Below are 7,028 nucleotides of genomic sequence, written 5' to 3'. Positions count from 1 at the left end.
CCGGCCGTCTGCTCTTCCGTGGAAGGCGTCTGCGTTTCCGCTTTGTTGTGTCTTTACTTTATCAGGTGTTCCGCGCCCCGCCAAATCGGCGGTTTTTCGCATTTGCGCTTCCGAACCCTGAGGTTTTTCTGCGCACCTGATCGGGATAAAGAACCCGGTTTTCCCTCTTTCGAGGCAACTCCCTGAGCCTACACGCTCCGAGCACATGCTCGGACCAAGGCACTCAGGAGGAGGATTGTCAGATCGCGGCCCGGTTCCGAGTGATCCGAAGAAGGATCCTCGCCGTCCCGCAGCGACTCGATCGAGTGTAGGCAACTACCCCGGCGGCGTCAAACCGGCCCGCGTCCGGGGGGAACCCGATGTCCACGAGCGTTCCGCGTCGGCCGGCCCCCTCGGGCCCGCCCGCTGGTCCGCGCCTGCCGGACCACCCGATCCTCGCGATCGTGTGTCTGTCACGGCTTGCTTGTCAGGCAAGGACTGTCCTGCCCCTGCACACCCGCGGCCAAACACAGGGGGCCGAGTTTTTTCTGCGGCGGAGCCCGCACCTGCGCGCGGCCCCGGCAACGGCCCCGCGGCCCCGGAACGACGGAGGCGGCGCACGGGCCGCAAGCCCGGGCGCCGCCCCTCGTCAGCACGGGACCGGCGGGGATCAGACCATGTCCGCCAGGTCCTTGGCCAGCTGCCGGAAGGCGATCCCCCGGTGGCTGATCGCGTTCTTCTCCTCCGGGGTGAGCTCCGCCGTGGTGCGCGTCTCCCCCTCGGGGATGAAGACCGGGTCGTACCCGAAGCCGTGCTCCCCCCGGCGCTCGCGCGCCAGCCTGCCGCGGAGCACCCCTTCGGCGACCACCTCGGTCCCGTCGGGCATCACCAGCACGGCCGCGCACACGAACTCACCGCCGCGGCGCTCCGCCGGGGTGTCCGCCAGCTGGTCGAGGACGAGGTCGAGGTTGGCCCGGTCCTGGTCCCCCTCGCCGAAGCGGCCCGCCCAGCGGGCGGAGAGCACCCCGGGCATCCCCCTCAGCTCGTCGACGGCCAGTCCGGAGTCGTCGGCGACGGCGGGGAGCCCCGTGTGCGCGGCGATCGCGCGCGCCTTCAGCAGTGCGTTCCCGATGAACGAGGGCTCCGTCTCGGGCACCTCGGGCGCGTCCGGGAAGGCGTCGAGCGACAGCACCTCCGCGTCCAGGCCGGCCTCGGCCAGGATCGCGCGCATCTCCGGAACCTTCTTGGCGTTGCGTGTGGCCAGTACGAGCTTCACGGTTCCCCCTCCTCCGGGGACACCGCCGATACGGGTGCCGACGCTGTTCATCGGTGTCACTCGGCCAGTGCCTTCTTCTGGATCGCGGTCAGTTCCTCGCAGCCGGCGGCGGCGAGGTCGAGCAGCTGGTTGAGGAGGCCCCGGTCGAACGGCTCCCCCTCGGCGGTCCCCTGCACCTCGACGAACCTGCCGTCCCCGGTGAGGACGACGTTCATGTCGGTCTGGGCGACCGAGTCCTCCAGGTAGTTCAGGTCCAGCCTGGGCTGGCCCTGGACCACGCCGACGCTGACGGCCGACAGGGAGCCGGTCAGCGGGTTGTTCTTGAGCTTGCGGCGCTTGCGCAGGTACTTCATGGCGTCGGCCAGCGCCACGTACGCGCCGGTGATGGCGGCGGTGCGGGTCCCCCCGTCCGCCTGGAGGACGTCGCAGTCCAGGGTGATGGTGTGCTCGCCCATCGCCTTGAAGTCCACGACGGCGCGCAGGGAGCGGCCGATCAGGCGGGAGATCTCGTGGGTGCGGCCGCCGATCTTCCCGCGGACCGACTCCCGCGCCCCGCGGGTGTCGGTGGCGCGGGGCAGCATCGCGTACTCGGCGGTGACCCACCCCTCGCCGGTGCCCCGGCGCCAGCGGGGGACCCCGTCCTCGACTGTGGCGGCGCACAGTACGCGGGTGTCCCCGAACTCGATGAGTACGGAGCCCTCCGCCTGGCGCAGCCAGTTGCGGGTGATCGTCACGGGGCGGAGTTGGGTCGGAACGCGTCCGTCAGGTCGGGCCATGCCAAGAGCGTATATCCGAGGAGGGTCCGGCGGTGCTGGTGGGCACGAATGCCCCTCCTGTGCGACGCCCGCCGCGTTCCGCCGGCCGGTCAGCCGCCGATCGCGTGCACCTGGCCGCTGCGGGCCAGGCCGATCGGCCCCGCGAAGGTGGAGCTGGCCTCGGCGAGGGTGACCTCGTCGTCGTTCCACGGCACGAGGTGGGTGAGGAGCAGTTCGCGGGCCCTCGCGCGGTTGGCGTGGTCGCCCGCCTCGCTGCCCGTCAGGTGCATGTCCTTGGGGTGTTCCAGGTGGTCCTGGAAGGCCGCTTCACACAGGAACAGGTCGGTGTCGGTCGCGAGTTCGACCAGGGAGTCGCAGACGCCGGTGTCCCCCGAGTAGGCCATGGACGCGCCGCCGTGCTCCAGGCGGATGCCGAAGGCCTCCACCGGGTGGTTGACGTAGTCGACCCGGGCGGTGAAGGGGCCGATCTCCAGGGCGCCGGGGACGAGCTCGTGGAAGTCGAAGACCTCGGTCATGCCCGGGTCCGGTTCGAGCCCGTACGCCTCCGCGACGCGGTCGGCCACGCCCCTGGGCCCGTAGACCGGGATGCGGGGCTTGGCGCCCTCGGGGTGGAACATCCTCGCCACCCAGTAGGAGCACAGGTCGAAGCAGTGGTCGGCGTGCAGATGGCTCAGGTAGACGGCGTCGACGGAGTAGATGTCGATGTACCGCTGGAGTGCTCCGAGCGCGCCGTTGCCCATGTCGAGCAGGAGGCGGTAGCCGTCCGCCTCCAGCATGTAACAGGAGGCCGGGCTGTCCGGCCCGGGGAAGCTCCCCGAGGACCCGATAATCGTGAGTCGCACGTCGTCGTCGCCTTCTCGATGGGCCGCGCGGCGTCCTTGGCACCCCAGGCGTGTGGTGAGGAGTGCGGATGGCGGCTGGTTCTGCGGATGTCCCGTTGTTACGGGTCTACCCCAATGCCCGCCCGGGTGGTACAAAATGTGGCCCGCGTCTCACGCGACCTCGGTCACGTGTGAATTTTTCACACACTTTGACGCTTTCTGTCTTGTTTGTTCAGGGCGTGTTTCGGGCGTGTTCAGAACAGCAAGAGGGCCGGCACCCATCGCGGGTGCCGGCCCCACCGCCTTCCGGCCCGGGAGGCGTCGGACGGCTCAGGCCCAGAGCTGGCCGTCGAGCCGGTCCTCCGCCTCCTCCAGGGTGCCCTCGTAGGCGCCGGTGGACAGGTACTTCCACCCCGCGTCGGCGATGACGAAGGCGATGTCGGCGCGTTCGCCCGCCTTCTCCGCCTTCGCGGCCACGCCCATCGCGGCGTGCAGGGCTCCGCCGGTGGAGATCCCGGCGAAGATGCCCTCCCGGTCGAGGAGCTCGCGGGTGCGCCGTAGCGCCGCCTCGGCCGGGACCGAGAAGCGGGTGGTGAGCACCGACTCGTCGTACAGTTCCGGGACGAAGCCCTCGTCGAGGTTGCGCAGCCCGTACACCAGCTCGCCGTACCGGGGCTCGGCCGCGACGATCCGGACGTCGGGCCGCTGTTCGCGCAGGTAGCGCCCCGCTCCCATGAGGGTCCCGGTGGTACCGAGACCGGCCACGAAGTGGGTGATCCCCGGCAGGTCGGCGAGGATCTCGGGGCCTGTGGTCTCGTAGTGGGCCCGCGCGTTCGCCGGGTTGCCGTACTGGTAGAGCATCACCCAGTCCGGGTTCTCCTTCGCCATCTCCTTGGCGACGCGGACGGCCTCGTTGGACCCGCCCGCCGCCTCGGAGTAGTGGACCTCGGCCCCCCACATGGCGAGCAGCTGCCTGCGCTCCGCCGACGTGTTCTCCGGCATGACGCAGACCATGCGGTAGCCGCGCAGCTTGGCGACCATCGCCAGCGAGATGCCGGTGTTCCCCGAGGTCGGCTCCAGGATGGTGCAGCCGGGGGACAGCAGGCCGTCCTTCTCGGCCTGCTCGATCATGAAGAACGCGGTGCGGTCCTTGATCGAGCCCGTGGGGTTGCGGTCCTCCAGCTTGGCCCAGAGCCGGACCCGGGGCGAGGGCGAGAGGCTCGGCAGGCCGACGAGCGGCGTGCCCCCGAGGGAGTCGAGCAGGGAGTCGTAGCGCATGCCCGACCTAGCGGCTTCCGCCGGCGACGGCCGGCAGGACGGTGACGCTGTCGCCGTCGGAGAGCTCCGCCTTCAGGCCGCCGACGAAACGCACGTCCTCGTCGTTGAGGTACACGTTGATGAAGCGGCGCAGCTTGCCGTCCTCCACCAGGCGCTCGCCGATGCCCGGGTAGCGGCCGTCCAGGTCGGTGAACAGCTCTTCGAGGGTGGCGCCGGACCCCTCGACGACCTTGGCGTCGTCGGTCAGGTTGCGCAGGATGGTGGGGATGCGGACCTCGATGGCCATGAAGAGTGACTTCCTTCGCGGTGGTTGGTGTGCGTTCATTTCCAACAGGGGACGTCTCGCGGCCATTCCGGGGCGGGGCCCGCGAGACGCGGCGCCTACTGGCCGGCGCCCGTACCGGTGATCTCCACCGGCTCCTCGGTGACCTCGCCGTCGACGATCCGGTAGGACCGGAACTCGACGGTGTCCGGCTCACGGGTGGAGACGAGCACGTAGTGCGCGCCGGGCTCGGACGCGTAGGAGATGTCGGTGCGCGAGGGGTAGGCCTCGGTGGCGGTGTGGGAGTGGTAGATCACGACGGGCTCCTCGTCCCGGTCGTCCATCTCCCGCCAGACCTTGAGCTGTTCGAGGGAGTCGAACCGGTAGAAGGTCGGTGACCGCTCCGCGTTGGCCATCTCGATGAACCGCTCGGGGCGGTCGGACTTCTCGGGTCCGGCCACGACGCCGCACGCCTCGTCCGGGTGGTCGCGACGGGCGTGGGAGACGATCTTGTCGTAGATCGAGCGATCAATCCTCAGCATGCGACCAGGGTACCCGCATCCTGTTCCCTACCAACCGAATGGGTATTGTTAGCGGCCCCGGGAACCCCCGCCGTTCCGGGGCTGGTGGGGCGGCCTCCGTGGCCCATCGCACACGGATTAGGCTCGTGCCCATGAGCGACGACAGCAGCAGCGCGCTGCTCACCGACCACTACGAACTGACGATGCTCCAGGGGGCCCTGCACAGCGGCGCCGCCCCGCGTCGGTCGGTGTTCGAGATGTTCGCCCGGCGCCTCCCCGAGGGGCGGCGGTACGGGATCGTCTCCGGGACCGGCCGCTTCCTCGACCTCCTGGAGAGGTTCAGGTTCGGCACCGGGGAACTGGACTTCCTGTCCGACAACGGGGTGGTGGACGACCGCACGCTCGCGTGGCTGGCCGACTACCGGTTCTCCGGGAACGTGTGGGGCTACGGCGAGGGGGAGGCGTACTTCCCCGGCTCCCCCATCCTCGTGGTCGAGGGCACGTTCGCCGAGGCCGTGATCCTGGAGACCCTGGCGCTGTCGGTGTACAACCACGACAGCGCCATCGCCTCCGCCGCCAGCCGGATGTCGGCCGCGGCGGGCGACCGCCCCCTGATCGAGATGGGCTCGCGCCGCACGCACGAGCGGTCGGCCGTCGCCGCGGCGCGCGCCGCGTACGTGGGCGGGTTCGCGACCTCCTCCAACCTCGAGGCGGGGCGCACCCACGGGGTGCCGACCGGCGGCACCGCGGCGCACGCGTTCACGCTCCTGCACGACAGCGAGAGACACGCGTTCAAGGCCCAGCTGGAGTCCATGGGCACGGGGACGACACTGCTCGTGGACACGTTCGACGTGGAGCGGGCGGTGGCCACCGCCGTGGAACTGGCCGGCCCGGAGCTGGGCGCGGTGCGCATCGACTCCGGCGACCTCGGCGCGACCGCCTCCCGGGTGCGCGCGCAGCTGGACGCCCTCGGCGCGACCGGGACCCGCATCGTGGTGACCGGCGACCTGGACGAGTACTCGATCCTGGCCCTGGCCGTGGCGCCCGTGGACGGTTACGGGGTGGGTACCTCTCTGGTGACGGGGTCGGGGGCGCCGACGGTGTCCCTCGTGTACAAGCTGGTGGCGCGGGCCCGCGGACTGGAGCCGGACGCCCCCCTGGAGCCCGTGGCCAAGCGCTCGGTGGGCAAGCCCAGCCGGGGCGGCCGCAAGTGGGCGTCGCGACGCCTGGACGACAAGGGGACCGCCGTGGCGGAGGAGGTGTTCCCCCACGACCCGTCTTCGGGCGTGGGGTTGCGTCCGCTGCTGCGGCCCCTGGTGTCCGAGGGCGTCGTGGTGGGACAGGAGAGCGTCCACGACGCGAGGGAGCGGCACCGCGCGACGGTCGCCGAGCTTCCCGAGCAGGCGCTCCGGATGTCGCGGGGCGAGGCCGCGCTGCCGACGGTCTTCCACTGAGCCGTTCCGGGAGACCGGCCCCTGAGTTCCGAGACCTGACCGACAGACGCGAGAAAGGGGTGCCGGGATGACCAGGGCACTCATCGTGGTGGACATCCAGAACGACTTCTGCGAGGGCGGGAGCCTGGGGGTGAGGGGCGGCGAGCGGACGGCGGCCGCCGTCACCGACCACGCCCGGGCCAACGCCGACTCCTACGACCACGTGGTGGCGACCCGCGACTACCACATCGACCCGGGACCGCACTTCTCCGAGAACCCGGACTTCGTGGACAGCTGGCCCCGGCACTGCGAAGTGGGGACTCCGGGGGCCGAGTTCCATCCGGAGTTCGACGCCTCGCTGGCCGAGGAGGTGTTCAGCAAGGGGCTGTACACGGCGGCCTACAGCGGTTTCGAGGGGACCGCGGGGGACGGGACGACCCGGCTGGCCGACTGGCTGCGCGAACGGGGGGTGGACGAGGTGGACGTGGTGGGGATCGCCACCGACCACTGCGTCCGCGCGACGGCGGTGGACGCGGCTGCCGAGGGCCTGCGCACGCGGGTCCTGCTCGGCCTCACCGCGGGTGTGTCCGGGGACACCGTGACGACCGCGCTGGAGCGGCTGCGCGCGGCCGGGGTGGAGCTGGAGGGCGAGCCGCTGGTGGGCTGACGCACGGGCGGGGGC

The 7,028-nt window shown here is 70.9% G+C and carries 8 protein-coding genes; 2 read left to right on the top strand and 6 right to left on the bottom strand.

Features of this window, described 5'->3' with window-relative positions; all coding sequences use genetic code 11:
- Positions 1-649 precede the first annotated feature (649 nt).
- From rdgB to ACWGL3_RS29865, 6 genes are all read right to left on the bottom strand, one after another.
- Positions 650-1,255: an RdgB/HAM1 family non-canonical purine NTP pyrophosphatase gene (gene rdgB / locus ACWGL3_RS29890; RefSeq protein WP_267946293.1), complete on the bottom strand. Its 606-nt coding sequence runs from the start codon at positions 1,253-1,255 to the stop codon at positions 650-652.
- A gap of 56 nt (positions 1,256-1,311) precedes the next feature.
- Complete coding sequence (gene rph, locus ACWGL3_RS29885) at positions 1,312-2,031, bottom strand: ribonuclease PH (protein ID WP_452462065.1); 720 nt, start codon at positions 2,029-2,031, stop codon at positions 1,312-1,314.
- Positions 2,032-2,120: 89 nt separating this feature from the next.
- Entirely contained in the window at positions 2,121-2,873 is a 753-nt protein-coding gene (locus ACWGL3_RS29880) for an MBL fold metallo-hydrolase (protein WP_267946295.1), read from the bottom strand.
- 309 nt (positions 2,874-3,182) lie between these two features.
- On the bottom strand, positions 3,183-4,130 hold the full coding sequence (locus tag ACWGL3_RS29875) for a PLP-dependent cysteine synthase family protein (protein WP_267946296.1): 948 nt from the start codon (positions 4,128-4,130) through the stop codon (positions 3,183-3,185).
- 7 nt (positions 4,131-4,137) lie between these two features.
- Positions 4,138-4,416 carry a MoaD/ThiS family protein gene (locus tag ACWGL3_RS29870; RefSeq protein ID WP_267946297.1) on the bottom strand — a complete coding sequence of 93 codons (279 nt, stop codon included), beginning with the start codon at positions 4,414-4,416 and terminating at the stop codon, positions 4,138-4,140.
- Between the two features lie 95 nt (positions 4,417-4,511).
- A complete protein-coding gene (locus tag ACWGL3_RS29865; protein WP_267946298.1) occupies positions 4,512-4,934 on the bottom strand; it encodes a M67 family metallopeptidase in 423 nt (140 codons plus the stop codon).
- Positions 4,935-5,065: 131 nt separating this feature from the next.
- Here ACWGL3_RS29865 and ACWGL3_RS29860 point away from each other — a divergent pair, with 131 nt between their 5' ends.
- A complete protein-coding gene (locus ACWGL3_RS29860) occupies positions 5,066-6,367 on the top strand; it encodes a nicotinate phosphoribosyltransferase (protein WP_267946299.1) in 1,302 nt (433 codons plus the stop codon).
- Between the two features lie 67 nt (positions 6,368-6,434).
- Complete coding sequence (locus tag ACWGL3_RS29855) at positions 6,435-7,013, top strand: nicotinamidase (protein WP_267946300.1); 579 nt, start codon at positions 6,435-6,437, stop codon at positions 7,011-7,013.
- Positions 7,014-7,028 lie beyond the last annotated feature (15 nt).

It is taken from the genome of Nocardiopsis sp. NPDC055824 (genome assembly GCF_053616335.1).
The sequence above is the reverse complement of the archived record's forward strand: the minus strand, read 5'-3'. Positions and strand labels throughout refer to the sequence as shown.